Source organism: Endozoicomonas sp. ONNA2, assembly GCF_024606365.1.
GTDB lineage: Bacteria > Pseudomonadota > Gammaproteobacteria > Pseudomonadales > Endozoicomonadaceae > Endozoicomonas.
Window position 1 is genome coordinate 1 of the sequence record NZ_JAHHPO010000555.1, and the last position, 1,430, is coordinate 1,430.

Genomic DNA, 1,430 nt, shown 5'->3' on the forward strand with positions numbered 1-1,430 from the left:
TCTGTCTCAGCATCGCTTAACAGTCGTTGTGCCAGTAAGGTAAAGTTCCACTGTTCTTTTTCAAAAATGCCCTTGTGCTGAAAGTGAATATCCAGATTATTAATTGCACATAACACGTTTATCAGTTTTTTAAAGGCATCCTGCATGGTTTCCGTTGAAGTCATTCGGGGGCATTCAATAATCATTTCTCCCGCTACGGCGTTGCAGCTGAGCTTCATATTGTCAGAATTTTTATCCAGTTCGACCGCTTTCAGTAATTGCACCAGAAACCACATACGTTGCAACTTGCCGGGTTTATCACTGCCATCAGGGCAATAAAATCTGTCAGAAAATTTCAGCCGCACGGTGCGTCCCTTGCCCCCCTCTGCCCGTTCAAGTAGCTCAATAATGCCTATATGGTTGCCAAGTTTCAGATTAACAATCAAGGCATCATCCATAATGGCGACAGTCCCTGAAAGCCATAATTTTTCCATTAATGCCTTGCCGGACGGACTCAATAACGACACCTGTTCACCCCCAGCCGTGCAATCAACCCAGGTGATGTCCCTTTCCCTGGATAACTTGCCCTGACCAGACGCCAGAGTGACCGGCCCCAGCGCCTCGACAAAGCGCTTGTGCAGGGCAAAAATCAGCTCATGGACACTGCGGACCTGCTCGGCCTGTGAGGGGTCAAGTGCCTGAAGACAGGATTGAAGTTGCTGGCAGGCTGCCACCCACTGACGAAACCTTCCCTCGGATGGCAGTGGTGTTTCATCGGCTTGCAGGGGATGGATGATAGTGTTTACCGTTGATGTGATGGTCTGTTTCAGCGTTTCAAACCGGGTGATCAACAGCAGTGATTCTGCCAACAATGACTTGACCCGGTCTGAACCGCTGTCACCGGCCAGCAGCAAGAATGCACGGTAGCCGTCCAACAGTGCTTCAGCCCCGTGAATCAGCCTGTTGACGCTGTCCCTGGTGGCTGCCACTAACTGTGATCGTTGTGGCGACATACTCAGTTTTATCGGGTGTGCCAGACACTCCAGGCCAGCGCCAGGGGCAAACAGTGCCAGCAGACGGGCATTTTGGTCCGTGAGCCAGTGAAAAGTGCTGGCAACCTGACGGAATTTGCCTTCAGGGAGGGACAAATCATCCGGGGCGGCTTTTGCTAATGGTACATCAGACAATGTGGCGGACAGGCTTCTGTGACTGGCCAGTTTTCCGGTAAGGTCACCGGCCACAATGAAGGCGGCGGGTGAACCGTCAAAGCGGGCGCAGGCCAGCGTGACCTGTTGACCAATCTGAGCGACTACCGTCGGGTACTGGCTGCCCACCAGTATTAAGGGTATTCCGTTTTGTCTCAGGGTGATCACCACATGGTCAGTGCTTCCTCCTTCGCCAAGGACCAGGCCTGCGGCCCGCTCCAGGAAGGCAGGCTCCAGCATCCACTC

Annotated in this window: 1 protein-coding gene; it reads right to left on the minus strand. The window is 52.7% G+C overall.

Annotation, left to right across the window (positions count from 1 at the left end; translation table 11 throughout):
• On the minus strand, positions 1–1,430 hold a 1,430-nt coding region (locus KDK14_RS09745; protein ID WP_257264907.1), incomplete at both ends, for a PEP-utilizing enzyme.